This is a genomic window from Paraflavitalea soli (genome assembly GCF_003555545.1).
In the GTDB taxonomy this organism is placed as follows: domain Bacteria; phylum Bacteroidota; class Bacteroidia; order Chitinophagales; family Chitinophagaceae; genus Paraflavitalea; species Paraflavitalea soli.
The window spans coordinates 8095905-8121022 of record NZ_CP032157.1 but is presented as its reverse complement, the minus strand read 5'-3'; the positions used below and the strand labels follow the sequence as shown (position 1 = coordinate 8121022).

At 46.7% G+C, this 25118-nt stretch carries 23 protein-coding genes; 4 read left to right on the top strand and 19 right to left on the bottom strand.

The window, feature by feature from the left end:
* Positions 1–177 precede the first annotated feature (177 nt).
* A complete protein-coding gene (locus D3H65_RS31375; RefSeq protein WP_119054099.1) occupies positions 178–1476 on the bottom strand; it encodes a hemolysin family protein in 1299 nt (432 codons plus the stop codon).
* Positions 1477–1493: 17 nt separating this feature from the next.
* The gene (locus tag D3H65_RS31370) at positions 1494–2102 is read right to left on the bottom strand and encodes a phosphatase PAP2 family protein (protein WP_162915898.1); all 609 of its coding nucleotides are present in this window, start codon (positions 2100–2102) and stop codon (positions 1494–1496) included.
* 59 nt (positions 2103–2161) lie between these two features.
* Between D3H65_RS31370 and D3H65_RS31365 the strand changes: the two genes are divergently transcribed.
* The 3 genes from D3H65_RS31365 to D3H65_RS31355 all read left to right on the top strand — a co-directional run bounded on the left by D3H65_RS31365 (position 2162) and on the right by D3H65_RS31355 (position 6579).
* The gene (locus D3H65_RS31365) at positions 2162–4144 is read left to right on the top strand and encodes an LTA synthase family protein (RefSeq protein ID WP_119054097.1); all 1983 of its coding nucleotides are present in this window, start codon (positions 2162–2164) and stop codon (positions 4142–4144) included.
* A gap of 279 nt (positions 4145–4423) precedes the next feature.
* Positions 4424–5803 carry a phosphoglucosamine mutase gene (glmM, locus tag D3H65_RS31360; protein ID WP_119054722.1) on the top strand — a complete coding sequence of 460 codons (1380 nt, stop codon included), beginning with the start codon at positions 4424–4426 and terminating at the stop codon, positions 5801–5803.
* A gap of 143 nt (positions 5804–5946) precedes the next feature.
* A complete protein-coding gene (locus D3H65_RS31355; protein ID WP_119054096.1) occupies positions 5947–6579 on the top strand; it encodes a peptidylprolyl isomerase in 633 nt (210 codons plus the stop codon).
* 6 nt (positions 6580–6585) lie between these two features.
* Here the strand turns inward: D3H65_RS31355 and aroQ are convergent, their stop codons facing one another.
* The 15 genes from aroQ to D3H65_RS31280 form a co-directional block, all read right to left on the bottom strand.
* Positions 6586–7008, bottom strand: a complete 423-nt coding sequence (gene aroQ / locus D3H65_RS31350; protein ID WP_119054095.1) for a type II 3-dehydroquinate dehydratase — start codon at positions 7006–7008, stop codon at positions 6586–6588.
* 134 nt (positions 7009–7142) lie between these two features.
* The gene (carA, locus tag D3H65_RS31345; protein ID WP_119054094.1) at positions 7143–8249 is read right to left on the bottom strand and encodes a glutamine-hydrolyzing carbamoyl-phosphate synthase small subunit; all 1107 of its coding nucleotides are present in this window, start codon (positions 8247–8249) and stop codon (positions 7143–7145) included.
* A 290-nt stretch (positions 8250–8539) separates the two neighbouring features.
* Positions 8540–9025: a 50S ribosomal protein L17 gene (gene rplQ / locus D3H65_RS31340; RefSeq protein ID WP_119054093.1), complete on the bottom strand. Its 486-nt coding sequence runs from the start codon at positions 9023–9025 to the stop codon at positions 8540–8542.
* 59 nt (positions 9026–9084) lie between these two features.
* On the bottom strand, positions 9085–10086 hold the full coding sequence (locus D3H65_RS31335; RefSeq protein ID WP_119054092.1) for a DNA-directed RNA polymerase subunit alpha: 1002 nt from the start codon (positions 10084–10086) through the stop codon (positions 9085–9087).
* A gap of 124 nt (positions 10087–10210) precedes the next feature.
* Entirely contained in the window at positions 10211–10816 is a 606-nt protein-coding gene (gene rpsD / locus D3H65_RS31330) for a 30S ribosomal protein S4 (protein WP_119054091.1), read from the bottom strand.
* Positions 10817–10969: 153 nt separating this feature from the next.
* Positions 10970–11383 carry a 30S ribosomal protein S11 gene (rpsK, locus tag D3H65_RS31325; protein ID WP_119054090.1) on the bottom strand — a complete coding sequence of 138 codons (414 nt, stop codon included), beginning with the start codon at positions 11381–11383 and terminating at the stop codon, positions 10970–10972.
* A 198-nt stretch (positions 11384–11581) separates the two neighbouring features.
* Positions 11582–11962 carry a 30S ribosomal protein S13 gene (gene rpsM, locus D3H65_RS31320; protein ID WP_119054089.1) on the bottom strand — a complete coding sequence of 127 codons (381 nt, stop codon included), beginning with the start codon at positions 11960–11962 and terminating at the stop codon, positions 11582–11584.
* Between the two features lie 75 nt (positions 11963–12037).
* The gene (gene ykgO / locus D3H65_RS31315) at positions 12038–12154 is read right to left on the bottom strand and encodes a type B 50S ribosomal protein L36 (RefSeq protein WP_010519235.1); all 117 of its coding nucleotides are present in this window, start codon (positions 12152–12154) and stop codon (positions 12038–12040) included.
* Between the two features lie 15 nt (positions 12155–12169).
* Positions 12170–12388, bottom strand: a complete 219-nt coding sequence (gene infA, locus D3H65_RS31310; protein WP_119054088.1) for a translation initiation factor IF-1 — start codon at positions 12386–12388, stop codon at positions 12170–12172.
* Positions 12389–12512: 124 nt separating this feature from the next.
* The gene (locus D3H65_RS31305) at positions 12513–12911 is read right to left on the bottom strand and encodes a hypothetical protein (protein ID WP_119054087.1); all 399 of its coding nucleotides are present in this window, start codon (positions 12909–12911) and stop codon (positions 12513–12515) included.
* 199 nt (positions 12912–13110) lie between these two features.
* Positions 13111–14394, bottom strand: coding sequence for an MFS transporter (locus tag D3H65_RS31300; protein ID WP_119054086.1), 1284 nt, complete (start codon positions 14392–14394; stop codon positions 13111–13113).
* 139 nt (positions 14395–14533) lie between these two features.
* The gene (locus D3H65_RS31295) at positions 14534–15121 is read right to left on the bottom strand and encodes a TetR/AcrR family transcriptional regulator (protein WP_119054085.1); all 588 of its coding nucleotides are present in this window, start codon (positions 15119–15121) and stop codon (positions 14534–14536) included.
* 76 nt (positions 15122–15197) lie between these two features.
* Positions 15198–16094 carry a hypothetical protein gene (locus D3H65_RS31290; protein ID WP_119054084.1) on the bottom strand — a complete coding sequence of 299 codons (897 nt, stop codon included), beginning with the start codon at positions 16092–16094 and terminating at the stop codon, positions 15198–15200.
* A 251-nt stretch (positions 16095–16345) separates the two neighbouring features.
* The gene (locus tag D3H65_RS31285) at positions 16346–17332 is read right to left on the bottom strand and encodes an aldo/keto reductase (protein ID WP_119054083.1); all 987 of its coding nucleotides are present in this window, start codon (positions 17330–17332) and stop codon (positions 16346–16348) included.
* Positions 17333–17413: 81 nt separating this feature from the next.
* On the bottom strand, positions 17414–19798 hold the full coding sequence (locus D3H65_RS31280) for an outer membrane beta-barrel family protein (protein ID WP_119054082.1): 2385 nt from the start codon (positions 19796–19798) through the stop codon (positions 17414–17416).
* A 169-nt stretch (positions 19799–19967) separates the two neighbouring features.
* Here D3H65_RS31280 and D3H65_RS31275 point away from each other — a divergent pair, with 169 nt between their 5' ends.
* A complete protein-coding gene (locus D3H65_RS31275) occupies positions 19968–20801 on the top strand; it encodes an NmrA family NAD(P)-binding protein (protein WP_119054081.1) in 834 nt (277 codons plus the stop codon).
* Positions 20802–20804: 3 nt separating this feature from the next.
* Here the strand turns inward: D3H65_RS31275 and D3H65_RS31270 are convergent, their stop codons facing one another.
* Together D3H65_RS31270 and D3H65_RS31265 are read right to left on the bottom strand one after the other, a co-directional pair.
* Positions 20805–23939: an efflux RND transporter permease subunit gene (locus D3H65_RS31270; RefSeq protein WP_119054080.1), complete on the bottom strand. Its 3135-nt coding sequence runs from the start codon at positions 23937–23939 to the stop codon at positions 20805–20807.
* 43 nt (positions 23940–23982) lie between these two features.
* Positions 23983–25113 (bottom strand): efflux RND transporter periplasmic adaptor subunit, encoded by a 1131-nt coding sequence (locus D3H65_RS31265; RefSeq protein WP_119054079.1) that lies wholly within the window; start codon positions 25111–25113, stop codon positions 23983–23985.
* Between the last annotated feature and the right edge of the window lie 5 nt (positions 25114–25118).

Here is a 25118-nt window from a genome sequence, read left to right as displayed (position 1 = left end):
AGATGGTGCCATTTTAGCAACGGATCAAGCGTAGAAGTGATCGAAATGTTAAAACCGTATTTTTACTGGCAAGGTAGGAAAGTCCGCAGGCTGCGATTTGACATATATCGTTCAAACATGCGACAGCCCTGAGTTTCAGGGCTGTAAGCATTTGACATTCATCAATATTTTTTTTACTTAATCTTCTTCCATTTCTTCTTTGATGGCATCGGAGATATTGACAAGTACTTTATCGATCCGTTGTGCGTCCATGTCTATGATCTCAAAGCGGAAGCCCTCCCAGGAAAGGGTATCACCGGTATGTGGAATACGTTCCAGTTTGTGTAAGATAAAGCCGGCGAGGGTATCAAACTCCTGCTCACCTTCATGCATATATTCTGTTTTTGCAAACCGGTCGAGGAAGTCATAGAAAGGTATTTGTCCATCTACCAGGTAAGAGCCATCCTGTCTTTCCACGATCTCATAATCCAGTTCATTGGGTTCGGGCATACCGCCTACGATTGCCTCCAGGATATCGTTGAGGGTGATCATGCCCTGCACGCTGCCATATTCATCTACAATGAAGCAGGCATGGTTCCTGGTAGCTTTGAATTTTTCCAATACATTATAGGCGGTCACATTTTCCGGCACAAAGAGGGCCGGTTTCATGATCTGTTTGAACAAGGTAAGGTCATTGGTCACATACATATCCTTTAAGGATATCATGCCCTTGATATTATCGAGGTCGTCTTCGCAAATGGGATATACTGAATGAGGCTCAGTAACGATCTTATCCTTGATGGATTCTTCGTTGTCGGTCACATCAAACCAGATGATATCACTGCGGTGTGTCATCAGGGAGGTGATGTTGCGATCGCCGAGGTGGAAAATGCGTTCAATGATCTCCTGCTCTGCTTCTTCAATGGTACCTTGTTCGGTTCCTTCACTGATGATGGCCTTGATCTCTTCTTCTGTAACCTGGGTATCTTTGGCCTTGATGCGCAAGAGGCTTACAATAACGCTGGTAGATTTGGTCAGGAGCCAGATGAAGGGATAGGTGATCAGGCTTACAATGCGCATAGGCCCTGCTACCAGTTTGGCAATGGTTTCGGGTCTTGATAATCCAATGCGTTTGGGGACGAGTTCGCCCAATACCAATGAAAAATAAGTGATCAGGATAACCAGTATGGTGGTGGCGATGCCATTGCTGTAAGCCCTGAGGGATTCAAACCGGTTGATATAATCAACCAGGTCGGTCTTTAACTGTTCGCCGGAGTACACACCCGTCAGGATGCCGATGAGGGTGATCCCGATCTGCACCGTAGAAAGGAAATGATCGGGGTGATTGGCGAGCTTTAAAGCCTCCTGTGCCCGTTTATCGCCCTTATTGGCTTGCGCCTCCAGCCTGGCCTTTCGGGAAGAAACCAGTGCAATTTCAGCCATTGAAAATAATCCGTTCAGTAGTATTAATCCAAGTATTATAAAAATCTCTGCCATGAGGGCTATTAATTTAACTAAGCTAATCTAAGTATTCCGATCTTGTTATTAAATAATTTACCGGTAGCAAAACCGATACCGCAGCCTATCAGGGCGCCACAAAACACGTCGAAGGGATAATGCACCCCCACATATACCTGGGTATAGGCAATTACAAAGGCCCAGACAAAGAAGAGGCCTGTCCATCTCCCCAATACAGTGCGCAGGGTAAGGAAAAAGAACATTGCCTGGGCAAAATGGCTGCAGGCATGGGAAGAGGTAAAACTGGAGCTTTTAGGACAATAATTGATGAAAAAGCGAATATGCTGGGCCACGGAGGCATCCTGGCAGGGGCGAACCCGCATTACATGCTGCTTAATAATCTGGCTGCTGATGATATCGCTCAGCGCTGCCGTCAATACAATGCCCAATAACCACCAAAGACCCCGGAGGCCAAAATTCATCGTTACAAAGAGCACCAGGAACAAATAAAGGGGTATCCAGAAGAAGGTTTCCCGCATAAAAGGGAGCACAGTATCCAGGAAGGTGCTGCTCCAATCCTGGTTAATATGGGTAAGTAGCCATGTATCAAAGGGTTGTATTTGTTGCCAGAATGTTAACAAGCCGGCGGCAGGATCAAATATCATAGTAACAAAAATAAAGAAAAGCAAGGATTCCCTTAATTTTAGCGCCTTATTTCATTGTAATGAAACGAATTATAAAGCTTCCGACCCTGATACGCTGGATGTTATGGACAGGATTTATCCTGTTGATACTGTTTACGCTGATGCGTTGGGGACTTTACCTGTTCTTTAATAAGCAGGGCAATTCGTTGGGCGAGCTGAGCAAGACCTTTTTCCTGGGCCTGCGGTTTGATCTCCGGACGATATCGATCGTCCTGCTGATCATGCTGGTGATCGGCAGCTTTCGCTGGCTCCATCCTTTTGTAGGTCAACGGGGGAAGCGGTTCTGGACCATTTTCCTATACATAGTGGTTTTCCTGTTCCTGTTTTTGTTTGTGGTGGATTTTGCGCACTATGCCTACCTGGTACAAAGGCTGAATGCGAGTGTGCTGAACTACCTGGAAGATGCCGGCATTTCGCTGAACATGGTATGGCAGTCTTACCCGGTGATCCGGCTTATACTGGGCCTGGCGGTGAGCACCTGGATGGTGATGTGGTTTATCCGCCGCGCCTGGCGGCGTGTGAACAACCGGCCGGAGCGCGTTACCCAAAGAACGAGGGTCATCAGTTTTATAATAACCTTCCTGGTACTGGGCTTTTTTATCTTTGGCCGGTTCAATCAATACCCGCTGCGCTGGAGTGATGCTTTTGCCCTGGGCAATGACTACAAGGCCAACCTGGCACTGAATCCTTTTGAATCTTTTTTCAATACGCTGAAGTTCCGCAACAAGTATGATGAGAAAAAAGTAAAGGCCTTGTATCCGGTCATCGCGCAGTATTATAACCTGCCGGCTACTGATTCTGTATTAAACTATGAAAGGATGGTGGCGCCACGTGCGGGCGGGATCACTTCAAAGCCCAATATTGTACTGGTGATCTGCGAATCCTTCAGTGCTTATAAAAGTTCTATGTGGGGCAATCCATTGAACACAACGCCCTTCTTCGATAGCATGAGCCGCAATGGGCTGTTCTTTGATCGTTGTTTTACGCCTACCTATGGTACGGCGCGTGGTGTGTGGGCTACCATAACCGGTACACCAGATGTGGAAGTGCCTAAAACGGCCAGCCGCAACCCCGGGGCAGTAGATCAGCATAGCATCATCAATGATTTTGCAGGCTATGAAAAATTGTACTTCCTGGGGGGAAGCGCCAGCTGGGCCAATATACGTGGGCTGCTCACGAATAATATTATTGACCTGAAACTATATGAAGGGGAAGATTTTAAATCACCTACAGTAGATGTATGGGGCATCAGTGATAAGAATCTTTTCCTCGAATCGAATAAGGTGCTGGCTGAGCAAAGCAAACCTTTCTTTGCGGTCATACAAACAGCGGATAACCATCGCCCCTATACTATTCCACAGGAAGACCAGGCAACTTTTAAGAAGGTTAATGTGCCACTTGACTCATTGCAAAAGTATGGTTTTGAAAGCCTGGAAGAATTGAATGCCTTCCGCTATACTGATTTCAGTTACCGCACCTTTATTGAAGCAGCGCGTAAGGAAAAGTATTTCACCAATACGATCTTTGTATTCATAGGAGATCACGGCATACCGGGCAATGCAGGGACTATGTTTCCCCAGGCCTGGACAGAACAGCGGCTAACTTCGATGCATGTACCTTTGCTGTTCTACAGTCCTGCACTGATCGCACCACGCCGTAGCAGTATGATCAGTTCACAAGTGGATGTATTACCAACGATCGCCGGACTATCAAACATTTCTTATACCAATACCACACTGGGCAAAGACCTGCTGGATTCAACCACACGTCCTTTTGCGTTTATCTTCGATCCTGATAATAATATGTCGGGGGTGGTAAAGGGAGATTATTTTTTCCGGCATCAGCCTAAATCGGGCAAGGATGAATTGTTTTCCATTACTACCAATACGCTCCCTGGCAAGGATTCACTGAGCGAAGCTGCCGGCCGGGATATGAAGCAGCTAACAGAAGCGCTGCATGAAACGGCCAAATACCTGTTGCTGAATAATAAGAAAAAGCATTAGGAAAGGCATTAAGGCAACGAGGCAACGAGCAGGGAAAGCATGTGTTTTGGGGACATTAAAGCTTATTAATTCGCTGCAACCAGGATTACATTTATTTTGTCGGGCAGGTGAGCAACCGGTTGTCCGGGCCTGGTTTTCCACAATTTCGTTCTATGTCTTTTTCTTTCCTTAATTTCCCGGTTCGATGCTTGTCCAGCTCATCCTGTAAAATACCCATAAGTGGTATATCTGCGTAGTAGCAAACACCCTATTTTTGTAACTGATAAAACCCTTGGCACTGTGGCATTGATAAAAAGTATATCAGGTATTCGTGGAACAATTGGCGGTAAGAGCGGAGATAACCTCACTCCGTTGGATGTAGTAAAGTTTGCTGCCGCCTATGGCAGTTGGTTACTCGACAAAAAAGGATCCCATTGTACAGTAGTGATTGGCCGTGATGGCCGTATCAGCGGTTCGCTGGTGCAGCAACTGGTGGTCAATACGCTACTTGGACTGGGTATTGATGTTGTAGATATAGGCTTGTCTACTACGCCTACTGTAGAAATGGCAGTAGTGTGGGAAAAGGCAGCCGGCGGCATCATTATTACGGCTAGTCACAATCCCAAAGAATGGAATGCCCTGAAGCTCCTGAATGAGGATGGAGAATTCATTAGCGCTGCTGATGGCGCCATTGTATTGGACAAAGCCAGTAAGGAAGACTTTACGTTTGCCCAGGTAGAAAAACTAGGCACGTACAAGGTACTTGAAACCACCCTGCAACAACATATTGATGCTGTTGTGAGCTATCCACTGGTAAATGCAGAAGATATCAGTAAAAAGAAATACAAGGCGGTGGTGGATGTGATCAACTCTACCGGTGCGCTGTTTGTCCCTCCCCTGCTCAAAGCATTGGGGGTTGATGTGGTCTTGTTGAATGGAGAAGTTACCGGCAAGTTTGCCCACAACCCGGAACCATTACCGGAAAACCTTACTGAACTCAGCAATGCGGTGCGCAAACACAAAGCTGATTTTGGTATTGCGGTAGACCCGGATGTAGACCGCCTCTGCTTTGTGTGTGAAGATGGCAGCATGTTTGGTGAAGAATATACGCTGGTGGCTGTGGCCGACTATGTACTGAGCAAAAAACCAGGCAACTCGGTGAGCAATATGAGCAGTACCAAGGCGCTGAAAGAAGTAACCCTCAAGCATGGCGGCAGCTATTTCCCTTCAGCTGTAGGTGAAGTGAATGTGGTCACAAAAATGAAAGCAGTTGATGCTGTGATCGGCGGCGAGGGCAATGGCGGTATCATTGTTCCTGATTTCCATTATGGCCGTGATGCATTGATCGGCATTGGTCTATTCTTGAGCTCACTGGCTACACATAAGAATGGTATGAAGTCGTTCCGTGCCCGTTATCCCGACTATTTCATTTCCAAGAATAAGATCGAACTGGAGAACGGCATTGATGTGAAGGCCATCTTCGAGCGTATTCAAAAGAAATATAAGCACCAGCCTGTCAATACAGAAGATGGATTGAAGATCGAATTCGACAGTGACTGGGTGCATCTGCGCACTTCCAATACGGAACCTATCATCCGTATCTATGCGGAAAGCAATTTTGAAACAACGGCCAATAATATTGCACTGCGCCTGATGCAGGATATTAAGGAGTCGCTGTAGGAATACAAGAATACAGAATATAGAATACAGAAGAAATACAAGAGGCGGCTTACATTAATTGGCAATACAAGACCTGAAAGGATTTTCCCGGCTTAATATCCGGAAAGCCTTTCAGGTCTTCTTCTTTTGTTATCTTTAGTCCAATGAAATCGCTGATCATTGTATTGCTGCTCTTCGCCATTGGTCCAGCAGCTTTAGCTCAAAAGAAGACGGTGGCGCAGATAAAGGCCGAGTTGGAAAAAGCGACCAATGGTCCTTTGTATGTAAAGGATGTCCTGAAAAAGAAATTTGTGATCGATACCATCGTTGTCCGGAGCACGAAACGATTTGTTGGCCTGCCGGATAGCCTGGCTTATTATGGCAAAGTGGGCAAGGTATATGGTCCTTTCCACAATAGTAAAACGCTGGTACAGATACTGGCCAAAGCGCCCGCCACTTTCAATCACCCCGGCCAGATCTTCCTGGATACAGCGGTCTTTTCAAAGCATTTCGCCGATTCTTTGTCGGACAATATCATGCTGCGTATAAAACAGGGGAAAGCTACGTTTGAAGATATGGCGCGTACTTACTCCATGGGAGGAGAAGGGTCTATCAATGGCGACCTTGGCTGGATTGCCGTGGGATATATGTTACCCCAGATAGAAGCGGAATTGGACAAACGTAAAAAAGGTGACATCTTCAAAATATGGACGGCCAACGGTGTCCATATTATACGCAAGTTGGACGAAGCCAAAAAAGACAATGGCTTTGCGCTGATGATGCGGGTATTCCTTTAGTTGTTGTTACTTCCTGCTCAACAGGTATTGCAGGGCCAGTTCATATCCTTTGAGGCCCAGGCCAAAGATGCTGCCCACTGATTTGCCAGATACATGGGACAGTTTACGGAAATCCTCGCGGGCATGTACATTGGAGATATGTACTTCCACCACGGGCGTTTTGATGGCGGCAATGGCATCGCCAATAGCCACTGAAGTATGTGTATAAGCTGCGGGGTTGAGGATGATGCCATCATACTCAAATCCTATACGCTGGATCTCATTCACCAACTCCCCTTCTATATTGCTTTGGTAATAATGAAAACTTACCTGCGGGTATTGGGCTTTCAATTCTTCCATGTATTTATCGAAAGACATATTGCCGTAGATATCCGTTTCCCGCTTGCCCAGCAGGTTGAGATTAGGTCCATTGATGATCGCGATCTTCATATAATAGTTTACCGGCTAAAAGTACGGCATTTGCATTAAACAACCGAAAGGGTGAGCCGCCTTTGGAAGGCGACCCACCCTTTCTTGTATTATTTCAATACACGCCCTCTTTGTCAGAAGAAGGAATGCATTCTTTATTTATGCTCTTTTACCAGGTTGATGAAATCATCAAACAGGTAGCGGCTATCGTGCGGGCCGGGTGTAGCTTCGGGGTGATACTGCACAGAGAAAGCGGGCTTGTCTTTCAAACGGATACCTTCAATGGAATCATCATTGAGATTTACGTGGGTGATCTCCACATTCTTTGCTTTCTTCACAGATTCGGGGTCCACACCAAAACCGTGATTCTGGGTGGTGATCTCGCACTTACCGGTTACCAGGTTCTTCACCGGGTGGTTCAATCCACGGTGACCGTGGTGCAGCTTAAAAGTATCGATATCATTAGCCAGTGCCAGCAGTTGATGGCCCAGGCAGATGCCGAAGGTAGGCTTGCTTTCTTTCAGTATCTCTTTCACGGTAGCTACTGCATAATCCATGGCCGCAGGGTCGCCGGGGCCGTTGGAGATGAAATAACCATCGGGATTGAATTGCTTTAATTCGCTGATGGTGGTCTTGGCAGGAAACACTTTTACAAAAGCGCCTCTGTCGACCATGCACTGCAGGATATTTCTTTTGGTGCCATAATCCATTACTGCTACTTTCACAGCCGCTGTGGCTTCATCGCCCATGGTGTAAGGCTTTTCGGTGCTTACATAGCTGGCCAGTTCGAGACCGTCCATGCTGGGTATTTTAGCTAGTTCTTTCTTCAACTCTTCCACATCGAGTATTTCGGAAGAAATGATGCAGTTCATGGCACCGGCTTCGCGTACATGGGTTACCAGGGCACGGGTATCAATTTCTTCAATACAAACGATGTTGTTGTCCTGCAGGTATTTCTCGAGAGAGGCATCAGCCTGCTTACGGGAATACTGCTCTTCCAGGTTACGGGCAATCAGGCCACGTATCTTCACGCTGTTGGACTCAACATCGGTCTCTTTGGTACCATAGTTACCAACATGCACGTTGTTCATGATGATGATCTGGCCATAATAGCTGGGATCAGTGAACACTTCCTGGTATCCGGTCATCCCGGTATTAAAACAAATTTCCCCGGCAGTAGTACCAATCTTTCCAAAAGCTTTACCAATGTGAACGGTACCATCCGCCAATAACAGAACAGCAGGTTTTTGTGATGTGGACATGTGTAGTGAAAAATTTTGCAAAGAAAAGAATTATTAAAGGTATTTGAAGTTAAAATTGTTCACAGTTTGTACCTCAAGTTGTTAGGAGGTCTTTAGGCGGCTTCGACAGGCTCAGCCTGACATTCGACAGGCTTCTTTAGACCGGGTGAGCCACCCTTCAAGGGTGAACCGCTCTGGAAGGGTGAGCCGCCCTTCAAGGGCGACCCACCCTTCCAGACAGCCTCAGGTACCCAAAAAAAGCCCCGCAAATCATATGCGGGGCTTTGGTATCAAAAGAAGTTAAATCATGCTTATTCGGCAGCTTTTTCTTCAGGCTTTGAATCATCGGCTTTAGCATCACCCGCTTTTTTGGAGGTTCTGCCACGACGGGTTTTCTTAGCTGGTTCTTTCGCCTCAGTTTTGCCTTTACCGTAGATCTCGTTGAAGTCTACCAGTTCAATCAACCCCATTTCTGCATTATCACCCTGGCGGATGCCGAGCTTAATAACGCGGGTATAACCACCGGGACGGCCACCGATCTTCTCAGCAATGGTGCTGAACAGTTCAGTGATAGCCTCTTTATCCTGCAGGTAGCTGAACACTACACGACGTTGGTGCGTAGTATTTTCTTTACCCTTGGTGATCAGGGGTTCAATGTACGTACGCAACGCTTTGGCCTTGGCGAGGGTAGTAACGATTCTCTTGTGGGCAATCAGCTCGCAGGCTAAGTTGCTCAGCAACGCCCTTCTGTGTGACGCTGTTCTGCCCAGGTTGTTGATCTTGTCTCCGTGACGCATGACTTTTAAGTTTTACCGACCGTACCGTGTCAGGAATTACAGTCTACTGTTATAAAAAATTACAATTCTTCTTTATCCAATCCCAGTTTGCTCAGGTCCATACCGAAGTGCAAACCTCTTTCAGCCAATACCTGCTCAATTTCGGCCAGTGACTTCTGACCGAAGTTGCGGAACTTCATCAGGTCTTCCTGCTCGTATTGTACCAGTTCGCTGAGGGAGTTGATCTTGGCAGCTTTCAGACAGTTGAAAGCACGTACTGACAGATCGAGGTCTTCCAGCGGTGTTTTCAATATCTTACGCAGTTGCAGCATTTGCTCATCCACCACATCTTCTTTCTTGTCTTCCTTGTTGTCGAAAGTGATGTTTTCGTCGGTGATGATCATGAGGTGCTGGATCAGGATACGGCTGGCCTGTTTCACCGCCTCTTCCGGATGGATGGTTCCATCGGTGTTTACATCCATGATCAGTTTCTCATAGTCCGTACGTTGTTCCACACGCGTGTTCTCAATAGCGTACTTAACGTTCTTGATGGGCGTGAAGATAGCATCCGTAGGGATGTAACCAAATGGAGCATCTTTTACTTTGTTGTCTTCAGCAGGAACGTAACCACGTCCTTTTGAAACAGACAGTTCGATGTCCAGTTTGGCTGAAGTATCTAAAGTACAGATCAGCAGATCGGGGTTCATGATGTCGAAGCTTTGTGTAGCCTCGCCGATCATACCGGCTGTAAATTCAGCTTTGTTCTTAATACTCAGGGTGATCTTCTCTGCACCTACTTCATGATCCACTTTCTTTTTGAAGCGAACCTGCTTTAAGTTCAGGATGATTTCCAGTACATCTTCGGTAATGCCTTTGATGGTAGCAAACTCGTGGTCTACTCCTTCAATGCGGATACCTACGATGGCATAACCTTCCAGTGAGCTCAGCAACACCCTGCGTAAGGCGTTACCAATGGTTACACCGAAACCGGGTTCCAACGGGCGAAACTCAAATTGAGCTTCGAATTCCGTTGCTTTCTGTAAAACGATCTTGTCTGGCTTTTGGAAATTTAAAATGGCCATATTTTAAAATTTCTGTTTTTTACGTGTTTGAAGGCTTGGCTGATCAGCTGCCTTAAACGATGAACAATCTGAATGCCTGCTATTCGAGTACGGAGGGTGTGACTGCTTTCAGCCACGTTTATCCTTACTTAGAATACAATTCAACAATCAACTGCTCCTTAATGTTCTCAGGTACGCTTTCACGCTCAGGATAAGCGATGAAAGTACCTTGCATTTCGCTTTCGCTCCAATCCAGCCAGGAGAACTTAACGTTCTTACCACGGAACTGACCGGTAATAGAAGCATTGGCTTTGTCTTTTTCCTTGATACCAATTACATCGCCTGGTTTCAGTTGGAAAGAAGGTACGTTCACTACTTCACCGTTTACAGTGATGTGTTTGTGAGATACCAGCTGACGTGCACCTGGGCGTGAAGGGGAGATACCAAGACGGTATACCGCGTTGTCCAAACGTGCTTCGAGGAGTTTGATGAGGTTTTCACCGGTAACGCCTTTGATACGGTTGGCTTCTTCAAAAGTCTTACGGAATTGTTTTTCGAGAACGCCGTAAGTGTATTTTGCTTTTTGCTTTTCTTTCAACTGAAGGGCATATTCACCCGGAGCCTTACGTTTTTTGGTAGGACCATGTTGACCGGGAGGATTGCTGTTCTTGCTCAGGTATTTACCATTACCTAAAATGGGCTCGCCGAAAATGCGGCAGATTCTTGTTTTGGGACCAGTGTAACGTGCCATAATTGTTTAGTTGATTTTTTGGTGTCGGCGCCTGATCAATAAAAATCGTAAAAATAAATCGGGCACCCTGTTTATGAATAGAAGTCGGACAAACAGGGCCAGCGGTCTGAGGTGATTCCGTTGAATCGCAGACTGGTGGCTTCCGGCTTCAGGTTATACTCTTCTTTTCTTGGGAGGACGGCAACCGTTGTGTGGCAGCGGGGTTACGTCCTTGATCATCACTACTTCGATACCGTTCTGCGCCAATCCACGGATAGAGCTTTCGCGACCGGCGCCGGGGCCTTTTACGAAAACGTCTACTTTCTTAACACCCGCATCGAAAGCGGTCTTAGCTGCGTCGGCAGATGCCATCTGAGCGGCATAGGGAGTGTTCTTTTTAGAACCTTTGAAGCCCATTTTACCGGCGCTGCTCCAGGAGATAACCTGGCCGTTCTTGTTGGTAATGCTGATGATCAGGTTGTTGAAGCTGGCTACGATGTGTGCGTCGCCATAGGTGTCAACCTTTACTACTCTTTTTTTCGCAGCGGCTTTTGCGCTGGGAGCTTGTTGTTTAGCTGCTTTTGCCATGATTTGTAAACAGGTAATCTTTACGTTTAAAAATGATCCCATTTGTGGTGGGACTGAATCAACCCTACTGCTGTGAGGCGATCCGGCGTTGATTCAAATTCGTAGAGACGCAACATGTTGCGCCTCTTTCTGCCCGCTACTAAGCGTAACAGGCAAAATATGAAAACAGAGACACTGGATACCAGTGCCCCTGTAGCATTATTTCTTAGCTGCTTTCTTCTTACCAGCAACAGTCTTACGTTTACCTTTCCGTGTACGGCTATTGGTACGTGTACGTTGTCCACGAACTGGTAAGCCTTTACGGTGACGTAATCCGCGGTAACAGGCGATATCCAGCAAACGCTTGATGCTCATCTGTACTTCAGAACGCAACTGACCTTCTACCTTAAACTCATTGGTAATGATGTTACGGATAGCGTTCAGTTCATCATCATCCCAAGCATTCACTTTTTTGCTGAGATCGATACCTGCTTTGCCCAGGATATACTGAGCAGTAGAGCGACCAATACCGAAAATATAGGTAAGACCAATCTCGCCCCTTTTATTTTTTGGTAAGTCTACACCGGCAATACGAGCCATATTCGATTTGAAATTTTAATTTACAATTTAATATTGTCAACAAATATTGGCTTCCTGCCAATGCCTCATTGCCAATTAACCCTGTCTTTGCTTGAAGCGGGGATTCTTTTTGTTGATCACATACAGCCTTCCCTTCCTCCTCACGATCTTACAATCGGCGCTGCGCTTCTTGATGGATGCACGAACTTTCATGTTATTACTTTTTACTTATTTGTACCTGAAAATAATCCTTCCTCTGGACAGATCATACGGGCTCATTTCCACTCCCACTTTATCACCCGGCAAAATCCGGATGTAATTCATCCGCATTTTTCCAGAGATGGTGGCCAATATCTCATGACCATTTTCCAACTTCACCCTGAACATAGCATTGGACAAGGCTTCCAGAATTACTCCATCTTGTTTAATCAGCGGTTGTTTTCCCATATTCGTTTAAGGAGGCGCAAAGATAGGATTATCACACGGAAATATGAAATAATAACATAAAATTTTCCTTTCTCCCCTACTTCGGCCTTCAAGCCGGCGAAAATAAGGATAAAATCCTTGATAATCAGGCAGGATTAAGCTCAACTTTGGTCATCTGGTAGTAATGATTCTGCAATTCATGTACATTAATGGCCTGGCGCAGGTGCCTGCGATCCTCCCGCCACCAGATCTCCAGGTCGCTGAAATCACCCTTATGGGGCACTAATACGCGAAAGGAGTCTTTCTTATACTTCACAGAACCATCCCCGTTCTCCACCTTTTCAAAGCCCAGTTTCAGCAATTGTTCTTCGGTCAGCGGAATGGGGAAGAGATGTTCGGGTTTGAACCAAAATTCCTGGACGGATGTTTCCACACATACTTCCCTGTCTTCTTTGTTCAGTTCCTTCACAGTGCCTTCCATTTTCTGGCCTTCAAATTCGGCCATTACAATGTCTCCGGGTTGCAATTCTGAAAGTTTAAGCATATGACAGCAATTTTAGATTATAAAAAAACCGCGGAACCCGCCCAGTCGCAGAGGTAAGTGTTGGTTACCTGTCCTCAGCGTCTTTGCGTCTCCGCGGCGTATTCATTACCTAATTTAACGAAACCCCGGCTATCAAAAAAATAAACTCCTGTTATCCGGCCGTTAAGCCTGTCCGTATGTAGAGATCAAGGCCCGCTTTTTAAGTAGCCAACGCCTCTCCTACCGGTTTGACGGTCAGCACGCCTTTACCGGTTTTCCTTTGTACCTGTCTGGCCACAAAATACATGATCACGGCTGCGATCACCATGGCTACCATCGTCACATAACCCACTGTATCAAAATGCTTTAATGACTTATCAGGGTTTTCAACAATGATCATTCCGGATATGGCAGCGGCAATACCGCCGGACACCTGCTGCACGGAAGAGTTGATACTCATAAAAGCGCCCCTGTCCTGCGGCGCCGGTATAGCGCTGGTAATGGCAGAAGCGGGGATCATCCGCGACATGATACCGGAAAACATGATAATGTTGATCACGGCCAGTACGGCAAAGCTGGTATGGCCCAGGTTGGTGTACACCCCGATCATCAGGATACTGAGGGCGGTACCGATACAGAATACAATGTATTTATCGATCTTGTCGCTCAGCTTTCCGATCAGGGGCATCAATACCAGCGAGCAGATCCCCGTAATCAGGTACAGCTGGGGCAATGCATCCTGGTGTATACCTAAGTTATTGGTAGTAAAGGTGCTGGCAAAAGGCATGATCATAAAACCACCGGTAGCCAGCAGCATGGTGCCCAGGAAGCCCAGGAGATAAGGTCTCATGGAAACGGTATGCACCAGGTGCTCGAGGGGGTTCTTTTCTGATCTCAGTTTCAGGTGCTCTGTCACGGGTTTCATGTACGTGATGATCACAAAACCCAGGACGATACCAAAAGCTACGATCATCCAGAAAGTGGAATGCCAGCCCCAGCGGGTAGCCAGCAGCAGGCCAATGGGAATACCCAATACCTGGCTGCCGCCAAATGCCATTTGTATGAAACCCATTACCCTGCCCCGCATTTGAATGGGGAAAAGGTCGGTAACGATGGCCATACTGGCCGAACCTACCACACCTGCAAAAAGACCGGTCACAATGCGGGCTATGAGCAGGGAATGAAAGTCGGTAGCCATCGCACACAGGGCGGTGCCGATCAGGAAACCGATATAAAAGATCACCAGCAGCTTCTTGCGGTCGTATTTATCGGCAAAACCGGCTGCCAATACACCTGAGATACCGGCGCTAAAGGCATAGGCTGATACCACCCACCCAAAACGGGCCGGGGTGATGCTCAATTCTTTAATAAGGATAGTGCCCAGTGGCGACAGTACCATAAAGTCGAGGATAATGGTAAACTGCAGCAGGGCAAGGATGGCCACTACCAGCTTTTGGTAGGGCGTAAAGGACAGTTTTTCAGCAACTGGTTGGGCTTGATTCATGGCTATAATTATCAGTTTTAATTAATCGGGCATTTCAATTTTTAAACACCAACACCTGCAATCCTGACCCGGTAGACGGACGAGTGTGGATTATATTGTCTAAATGAACATTCATTTACTTACTTGTCCCGCAAATTTTTTAAGGCTTCAATCCTTTTATTACCATTTCAAGCGCCAGTAGCATAACATCTTCTGTGAGCTTAAAATCTTTATTCTTTTTCCCCCCCTGGTGATGAAACTTGATCAACTGGTAAAGGGGGGCAAAAGCCACCGCCCAGTACACTTCAAAAGGAACTTCCCGCAGCTCTTTATTAGCGATGGCCTTATGCACGAATGGCCCCAGCACACGTCCAAATTTGGCTCCAATTGCTTCATGGATCTTTTCGTACATGGGCGAGTAGCGCACCTGCTCCATAAACTGGGTCTCCAACGGAAACTCCATAAAATACTTCAGCCGGTTCCTCCACTGCATCTCCATTCCTTTGGCAAAGGGAAATTCAGGATCAAATCCCTCCAGCGTCGTGCTCATCATATCATCCACCACCGAAAGAACCACTTTCATCAACAGATCTTCCTTGTCCTTATAGTATATATAAAGAGTGGCAGGTGAAATATTGGCCACTTTGGCCAGTTTTTGCATGCTAAAGCCGTCAAGTCCATCATTTACAATCATTTCGATGGTTTTTTGCCTTACCAGGTCTTCCTTATCGGTATCTCTTGTTCTCATTGTTGAAGCAAAGATAAGTGAATGTTCATTTACTTATGCATCCCTGCTTCTCTTTTGTGGGATGGGCGAGGCAGCGCTAGGCTGCCTCGAGGTTCACCAGGTCGCCCAACATCCTGGCAATGGTGCCTTTGTATTCATTGATAAAGTGCTTACGAAAGGCCGTCTGGCTGTCTTTCCCGGCGGAACTCAGGAGGTCCTGGAGCCTGGTAAACTCGGTGTAAGGCGCATAAGCCTTTTCATTGAACTTGCTTTTGCAGGTTTCGTATTCATTAAATACTGCTGACAGGTATTCTTCCATCAATTTGAGGCTCTTATATATCTCCTCATTGCTGGAGAACAAGGCCATGTGGATGGTGCCATATCTTATTTCATCCTTGATACCTTCCAGGTCGAGCTGCAGGTCGTTGAAGGTTTCCATGTATTGCGCATAAGGCTTGAGGTATACGTTGGCGGTGGAGATATTCTTATCGTCATAGGGCACGGACAGCACTTTGGCCCTCAACATTCTTCGCACACCTTTCACATCATGGTATATCTGGCCCAGCCTTTTTACAATATCTTTCTTGAGGTCATTTTTGTTCTTAATATCGATCCTTTGGAGGTCGATGGCTTTTTCGGCCTGGAGCCGTTCTTCTTTTTCCCGTGCGGCCTCCACTGCCCTTGCTCTTTCCCGCTGCAGCCTGAGCTCTTCTTCTTCCTGTTGTTTTTTAGCCTGCAGGGCAGCCTGGCCGGCGCTGTACTGCGCCAGCAAGAGGGAAGAAACCGATCCCACTACCCCCACGGCAATTAACTGTAATAAAACAATGGCTATTTCCTTGGCGAAGGAATTGGCATCCAGGGAATAAACTGCATTGAGCACTATGATGCCCACGATAGAGACAACAATCACGATCGCTAAAAAAACAATGATCCATTTGATGGATCGTTTAATGGAGCTGGTAACATCCTGCCTGTTGTTGATTGACAATCCCATAAGATAAGTATTAGAGTTTAGTATTATATACTATATAGGTACATGGGTATCCGGATCGCAATAGCAGCGGGAATAAGAAGGGGGAAGTGTTACAGGACGGAAAAGATAGAACAAAAAACTGGCACCAGCAAACGAAGTTGGGATAGCTTCGGCATAAAAAAAAGAGAAAACCGTGCTGCGGTAGTGATGGTAAATACTACAGCAGCACGGTTTACAATACAGACCAATATGTATTGGCCAGATATAAAACATTATAGCATAAAGGCTATCTGTTTATTGATCAATTCGATCTCGCCGGGGGGCAACTTTACATCAATGGCCCGGGCATTCTGCACCGCCTGCTCTGCGTTACGTGCACCTACCAGGGCTACGGTAATAGCGGGCTGCCCGATGGTCCAGCGTATGACCAGTTGGGCAATGGAACAATTCTTTTCTTTGGTCCATGGTTTCAAGGTCTCCAGGAAGGCGTTCACTTTCTTAATATTGTCGTCTGTATAGAAGCGGTTGCCCTCGCGGGTGTCACCCTCATTGAATTGGTGACCGGGTTTTATTTTACCGGTGAGCAGACCACGCTGCAATGGACTATAAGCAATAATGGATTTTTTATTTTCCAATGCATAGGGTACCAGCTCCTTTTCAATATCACGCAGCACCATACTATAAGGTACCTGGTCAGAAGCGAGGCTAAAGGTTTTGGCTGCTTCCTTCATCTGGTCTACCGAATAGTTGCACACGCCGGCCGCTCTTATCTTGCCTTGCTGTTGCAGCAGGGCGAGGGCTTCCATGGTTTCGGCAATAGGCGTGGTGGCATCTGGCCAATGGATCTGGAACAGGTCGATATAATCTGTTTTCAGGCGGCGCAGACAATCCTCACATTCTTTGATCACACTGGCTTTGGAAGCCAGCTTATAAAAATCCAGGTCGTTGCCGGCAGCATCTTTGCTTTTGAAAAAGAACTCTCCTTCTTTCACATCCCAGCGTAAACCAAATTTGGTAAGCAACTGTACTTTATCCCTGGGTATTCCCTGGATGGCTTCTGCCACGATCTCTTCACTCAATCCTTGTCCGTAGGCCGGTGCTGTATCAATAGAGGTGACGCCTTCTGCATAAGAAGCCTGGATGGCTTTTACTGCTTCCTTCCTGTCGGCCCCGCCCCACATCCATCCACCGATGGCCCAGGCTCCAAAGGTGATCGCCGATAAGGTAAGGTCTGTTTCTCCTAGTTTTCTATATTCCATAGTTAGTGCTTTGAGGCACAAATGTACACTGGTAATACATACAAATTACGGTCATTGACCAGCAATGAGTTCCGGATCTGCTTAGTTTTCATTGCCGGCTTCCTGCCTGATCACAGGCGCTTTCACTTCTTTCTTACCCAATTTCCAGGCAACGGATATTGCCAGGTAGCGGCCCTGGTAATTGGTCGTTGAGTGCTGGGTAAAGACGGCTGTCTCCAGGGTTTGCTTCAGCAGGCGGAAGCGCGGACCCAGGAAATTATCTGCCCTGATATTGATAGACAATTTATCGCCTTTCATTTTTTTGTTTACAGCCAGGCTATAAAACTGCCACACCTCCCGCCTGCCCTGTAAATTTATTTCCGGCGATCCGACATTGCTCATGGCATCAATACTATGACCTTTACCCAGATTGTAATTGAAGTAAAAATTCCCACTGTATTGATACCCTTTACGCACCTGTTGCATGGCTACACTTTCGAGAGAAATATGCCTGACATTGACTGTTACGGTTAGCGTCATCTGTTGCCCCCATTTCCTGGTGAGGCTAAGCAAGGCCCCCAATACATCATTTTTGCCAATGTTTTGATAAGTGCTCCGGAATATCCCTTCACCAAGGGGCAGGCGGATCTGTTCTATGGCATTGTGTGTGGTATTGTAATAAAGGGAAGCCATGAAGGTCAGTTGCTTTCCGTTGAGCGTATAACCCATTTCATAGCGGTGGGTAATTTCCGGCTGAAGGTATGGATTACCGGTTTGTATAGTAAAGGAATCGCTGTAATTGGAAGCAGGATTGATAGCACCCAGGTAAGGGCGGGTGATCCTTTTTCCATAACTACCTTTCACTACATGCTTGCCACGAAAGGTGCGGGAGAGCAGGATATTGGGAACAAGATTCTTATAACCCGGTACGTTGAGTGCTGTATCCTTAAAGGCGGTTTGCAATACCGTTTGTTCATACCGGGCCCCTACCCTCCATTGCCATCTCATGAACCGGAAACTCAGGTTACTGTAGAGTGCATAAATATGGCGGCGATAATTAAATTGGTTTGATCTGCCTTCGTCTTTGGCAAACAGGCCTGCCGGAAAATCATACACGTCAAAATTATTGAGGGCGCTGTATTGCCTGAACATGGACCTGGCACCTGCATCCCAGTTTACACTATCATTGACCTGATGCGCATAATCGGCTTGTAACATGAGTTCCCTGTTGGATATCCTTCCCCGGAGCAATTCTTTGTAAGCCGTTGCCTGGTTGTTTACCTGGTCCAGGTCATAAGCATCGGTACCCTGCTGATAGAATTGGGTGGCCAGCATACTGTATTGGCGCTTGCGGTCGCGCGATTTGCCATTATAGGCGATATTGAATGTATGCAGGTCGTTGCCGGAAGAGCTGTTGGTATTTCGTACAAATGCGGAAAACAAAGTATCCTGCCGGTAATAGTCATTGTAAGCGATGGCCCTGGTATAATCGCGGTTCAACCGGAAACGATAACCACCACTGATGCTTTGCAGGTCATTAAATACATATATCATATCTACGCCGGTATAGCCTATGCGCCCCCGGTTGTTCCACGCGCGTTGCTGCCGGAGTTGATCCTTCCCATTGCCGGTCTTGCTTTCCCGGATAAGGGTGGAACTATTGTCCGAATTATAAAACTCCAAGCCGGAATTGATACTGAATATCCAATTGCCCTGGCGGATCCTGAGACCAGGTGTTATAGCCTGCCGCACATTACTGACCACGGTCCTGACAGTGCCATTTACCGCATTAAACCTGCTCCTGCGGGTAATGATATTGATGACGCCATCGGTGCCTTCTGCGTCGTATTTGGCCGAAGGATAAAGGATCACCTCAATGCGCAGGATATCATCGGCAGGTATTTGCTTTAAGGCATCTGCCACGGTGAGAGCATATATATCCGATGGTTTGTCATCAATAAATACCCTGATATTGGTGCTCCCTCTTAATACGGGACTTCCATGCTGGTCAACGGCCAGCGTGGGCAGTTTGCGCAGCAGGTCGCTGGCAGTTAACCCGGCGGGGATCACATCATTGGCTGCATTGTAAGCAAAGCCATCGGGGGAAGGCGTTATGAGGGGTTTGCCGGCCTGCACTACTACGGCAGTCAGCATACTGGTATCCCTGTTAATTACATATACTACGGGGCCGGTGACGGAGGGATCGGGAAGCTGTATTGGGGGTGAGGTAAGTTTCCTGTAACCCACCACTTGTACCACCAGGTAATAGCCGCCTGCCGGTAATCCTGTAAAGGCAAACTGGCCCAGGCTATCGGCAATAACATGTTTAACAGCCACCTGCTGCCGGGTGAAGATGGAGACTGATGTAAAAGGCACAGGCTGACTGGTGAGGGAATCGATCACCCGCCCGGAGAACGGATAATAGTCCTGCGCTTTTCCGTCGGGCAATACCAGGAACAACGATAAAAGGATAGCCGGCATTTTCATGGTGACTACAAATGAACAACTCTGGCCTTGCTTATGGGAGCATCTTTGACAAGTTGCGCCAGATCCGTGACCAACAGCTTACCTGCCGGAATAGCCTTTTTTAGCCCCTGTCGGTTTTGTTCTATTTCCGGAGAACCGTGGCTGATAGCTTTGTTGAAAATTAATAACCATGACAACAAAGAACACCGCAAACAGGATACTCGTACTTGGCAGCACCGGAAAAACCGGCAGCAGGGTATTTCAAACACTCAACGCACAAGGCATCACGACCATGCCGGGTTCACGCTCAGCAGCCACTCCATTTGATTGGGACAATCAAGCTACCTGGGGGCCGGTTTTAGAACACGTAGATGCCATCTATGTATCCTATCAGCCTGACCTCTGTGTACCGGAGGCTTTGGGAGCTATTACTGCTTTTACTAAGCTGGCTGTGAAGAATGGCGTGAAGAAACTGGTATTGTTATCGGGCCGTGGTGAGCCGGAAGCCCAGGCTGCCGAAGCGGTGATCATGAATGCCGGTGTAGACTGGACGATCATCAGGGCCAGCTGGTTCTGCCAGAACTTTAGTGAGGGCTACCTGGCAGAGCCCATCCAGGCAGGACATGTAGCATTGCCGGTACCTCCTATTGGCGAACCCTTCATTGATGTAGATGATATTTCGGAAATAGCGGTGGCAGCATTGACCACAGATGACCACAATGGTAAACTGTATGAGGTGACAGGCCCCCGCCTGCTTAGTTTTGAAGAAGCTATTGCAGAAATTGCCCGTGCTACCGGCAAGTCTATCCAATACCAGCATATCTCCATGGATGAATATGCCGGCATGATGAAAGAATATGGTATTCCCAATGAATTTATATCCCTTATTACCTATCTGTTTACCGTAGTGCTGGATGGCCGCAATGCACATGTAACAGATGGTGTAGAGCAAGCCCTGAGCCGTAAGGCAACAGATTTCTCCACCTACATCAAAAAAGCGATGGCTGCAGGTGTGTGGGGATAGCTATCAGCTGCTCAATCCTGGCTTTCTATGCACTCGTTTATTCGCCATGCGGCGTATGAATTTGAACACCAGGGCATATATTACCGGCAGTATCAACAAGGTGAGAATGGTAGAAGTGATGAGGCCGCCTATTACCACTATCGCCAGCGGCTTTTGTGTTTCACTGCCAATGCCATGACTGATAGCTGCGGGTAAAAGACCGATCATGGCCATTAAGGCGGTCATCACTACGGGCCTTACGCGGCTAATGACACCCTGATTAATAGCATTGTCTAAACTCATTTTTGCTTCCAGGTTCTTCCTGAACACGCTGATGAGTATTACTCCATTTTGAATACATACACCAAATAAAGCAATAAAGCCAATGCCGGCACTGATGCTGAAATTCATGCCTGTAATGTGTAAGGCCAGGATACCGCCAATCAATGCAAAAGGTACATTCATGATGGTTAATAATGCATCCTTTGCATCGCCAAAGGTGACAAACAATATGAGAAAGATCACAAGTATACAAAGCGGCACCACCTGCCCCAGGGTCTTAACAGCTCTTTGCTGGTTCTCAAACTCTCCATTCCAGGTAGAGGTGTAGCCTAACGTCAGGTGAATGGCTGCGTCTACTTTTTGCTGCGCTTCTGCAATGGTGCTTCCCAGGTCTCTCCCTCGTACTGAGAATTTTACCGTGATATACCGGACATTGTTATCACGGTAAATGAAGGCAGGCCCGGTAAGGGTAACAATGTCAGCAATTTCTTTTAAAGGCACTTTTGAGCCATCCATGGTAGGCACCATCAGATTTTGTACGGCCTCTTCTGTAGCCCGGTATTGCTCCTGGTAACGTAGGCGGATATCAAATTTCCTTTCGCCTTCAAACAATTGGGTAGCAGCTTTACCTCCAATGGCCATTTCTATTACAGCATTGGCATCGGCAGTGCTTACCCCATAGATGGCCATCTTGTGCTGGTTAAGTTCTATCCGGAACTCGGGCTGGCCCAGGTTGCGGATAATACCCAGGTCTTCCACCCCTTTTACTTCTTTTAAGACATTATATACAAGATTGGCATTGCTATCCAGTGTATTAAAATCGGGGCCAAATATTTTTACAGCCAGGGCCGCAGGAACGCCCGCCACTGCTTCGGCCACGTTGTCCCTGATCGGCTGGGAATAATTAAACACAACGCCGGGATACAACTGCAGCTTTGTATTCATTTCATCTACCAGTTCATCATAGGTAAGCTTTCTTTTCCATTCCTTTTCCGGCAGGAGGTCTACCGCTATTTGTACGTTGAAGAAGCCCTTCGGATCAGTTCCATCATTGGTACGCCCTACCTGCACCAGGGTATGCCTTACTTCGGAAAAGGTTCGTATATCAGCATCGATCCGGCCGGAAATACTATCGGCCTCTTCGAGGGAAACGCTTCTGGGCAATTCGGCCGTAACCCACAATGCACCTTCATTGAGCTGGGGCAAAAACTCAGATCCAAGAAACTTAAAAGAAAAAAAAGCGAGCAGCATGATCGCCAGGGCTATCAGCACGCTTTTCTTCTGGTTGCGGTACACGACAGTAAACAACCGGGCAACGCCCTTTTCAAAAAAGATTACAATAGGGTTGTGCTTTTCCCGCACGTTTCTCCGCAGCAAAATACTCGACAGGGCAGGCACCAGGGTAAGCGTAAGGATCAGGGCGCCCAACAAGGCAAATCCCAGGGTATAGGCAAGCGGAGAAAACATTTTCCCTTCTACCTTCTGAAAGGCAAATATGGGAATAAGGCAGGTAATGATGATCAGTTTCGAGAAGAAGATAGCCTTACCCATCTCGGCGCCTTTGTTTTTGAACAGCCCCAGCTTAGCTAGTTTATTGAATTTTTCCATGCCCACTTCTCTTGCTTTTTGGTCCAGTGCAACAAACAGACCTTCCACCATTACTACGGCGCCATCTATAATGATCCCAAAATCCACCGCGCCCATACTCAGCAGATTGGCATTCATGCCCTTTATACGCATACATATAAAGGCAAACAACAATGATAAGGGGATGATAATACCCACGATGAGGGTGGTACGCCAATCGGCCATGAATAAAAACACGATCACTGTTACCAGTATAATACCTTCCAGGAGGTTGTGGATCACCGTTTCGGTAGCATAATTCATGAGGGTGGTACGATCGTAAAACGGAATGATCTTTACATCATGGGGCAAAATGCTTTTATTGAGTTCATCTACTTTCTTATGCAGCGCGTCTAATACTTCTGAAGGGTTTTCCCCTTTACGCATGACCACTATTCCCTGCACCTGCCCCGGTATCCCATCCTTGGCTACGGTACCCAGCAGGGGTTTACTGCTTTCCATCACGACAGCTACATTCTTTACCAATAATGGCACACCATTCACTTTATTAATGATCACGTTGTTGATCTCATCTGTATTGTTGAGTACACCAATGCCTCTTACCACATAAGCCTGGCCATTTCTTTTGATCACATCTCCTCCTACATTCACATTGCTTTTGGCAATGGCATTGTACACATCGAGCGAAGAAAGGTTGTATTTTACCAGCAGGTCGGGATTTACACTTACTTCAAAGGTTTTTTCTTCGCCGCCAAAGGTATTCACATCAGCTACACCGGGCACGCTTTTAAACTGGCGGTCCAACACCCAATCCTGGATAGCAGTAAGTTCACGAATGTCAACTGTATTACTTTGCAGGGTATACCTGTATATTTCTCCGGTAGGTCCGTAAGGCGGCTGGATCTCAGGCCGCACCCCATCGGGCAGATCGGCATTGATCACCCGGCTCATCACCTGCTGCCTGGCAAATGCATCATCCACTCCATCGTCGAATATCAGTGTTATAAAGCTCAGGCCAAAAGAAGAATTGGAGCGCAGGTTGGACCTTTTCTGTACACTGTTCAATTCGGTTTCCAGGGGTATGGTAATAAACTTCTCAATTTCTTCAGCACTCCTGCCGGGCCATTGGGTGATAATAATGATCTGGGTATTGGTAACGTCGGGAAATGTTTCAATAGGTGTTTTCTTATAACTCCATATCCCCAGGGCAATAAGTACGCCAGTCATGAAGAAAATAAAATAACGGTGCCGCAGGGAAAACAGAACAATGTTCTTAATAAACTTATTCATACATCCGGGATTTTAATAAATATTGGCTGCTTAGTGATGACGATTACCGGCTACCTACTGAAGTATTGTTATTGTCCTGAATTTTCTTATAGATCAATATCTGGTTTTTGGTAATGATCTGCTCACCCTGCTGCAATCCCTCCCGGATGTAAGCATATCCCCCCGCTGTTTTATACACCTTTATCTCCCTGCTGTCCACATCATTGTTATTTTTAAATACTACCACATAGTTCTTTTTGTTATCATTGATGATGGCACTGGCAGGCACGGCCACCATTTTGCTGGCCTCTGTATTATGGATCGTAATATTGGCAAACATTTCAGGTTTGAGGGTGCCGCTCCGGTTGGCCAATACAATTCTTATCTTCATCACTTTAGATACAGGATCAAGCACCTGGCTTACTTTATCAACCTTGCCTTCAAAAACACTATCGGGGTACGACAAAGTATTGACAAACGCAGCATATCCCTGTTTCACTTTAGCAATATCGGTTTCATATACATTGGCCCAGATCCATACATCACTAATATCACCGATGGTAAACATATTGGTGCTATTATCATTGCGGATAAAGTTGCCGGGATTGATCAGTTTCTCCACTACATACCCACTGCGTGGGGCAGTGACTATATAGACACCGCTGGCTGCCGTTCTACCGCCTCCATTGATCTGTATCTGCTCTTTTATTTTATGGGCATTGGCCATCGCTTTATTATAATACTCCCTGGCTTCCTGGTATTCCTTTTCGCTGGCAATGCCGTTCTTATATAAGCGATCCTTATTTTGCATATCCTTTTCAGCAATGGCAATGTCATTTCCTGCGATAGACAGATCGGCATAATTGCCGGCAACTTCTGCACTTTTAATGGTGGCCAGGGTTTGCCCGCTTTTTACATAATCGCCTATGCTTACGTTTACACTCAACACCTGGCCGCTGCTGAAGGGGTATATCTTTACCACTTTGTTCTCATCAAAACTCACTTCTCCACTTAGCTTTAGCTCATCGTCAATATTTCTCCACCGGGCAGTATCCAGCCGGATCAATTTCATAGCGCTGTCGCTGATAAAGTCGGCGTTCCCGGCATGGGCACTTTCTTTCGGCTGGTGGTTACAGGAAAACGTAAAGATGGCGCCCATGACAACTATTGATAATGGAAGTAATTGCATTTTCATATTGT